The following is a 234-nucleotide window of genomic DNA, read 5'->3' as shown; positions in this document are numbered from 1 at the left end:
GTACGGGCGAGGGCAATGCGCTGGCGCTCTCCCCCCGACAAGCTCTGCTGCCCGGCACCAACCATGGTATCATAGCCCTGCGGCAACTGCGTGATGAACGCATCAGCATGGGCGGCGCGCGCGGCGGCACGAACCTCGTCATCACTTGCACCCGGACGGCCCAGCCGGATATTGGCGGCAATGCTGCCGCTGAACAGGAAGGGATCTTGAAACACAAACCCCACCTGCTCCATC

The 234-nt window shown here is 64.1% G+C and carries 1 protein-coding gene; it reads right to left on the bottom strand.

From position 1 onward, the window contains the following. A partial coding sequence (locus tag O4G76_RS21695) for an ATP-binding cassette domain-containing protein (protein ID WP_269399139.1) occupies nt 1-234 on the bottom strand: 234 nt, incomplete at both ends.

This window comes from Limimaricola sp. G21655-S1, assembly GCF_027213785.1.
Lineage (GTDB): Bacteria > Pseudomonadota > Alphaproteobacteria > Rhodobacterales > Rhodobacteraceae > Limimaricola.
This window is presented reverse-complemented; position numbering and strand designations above follow the sequence as displayed.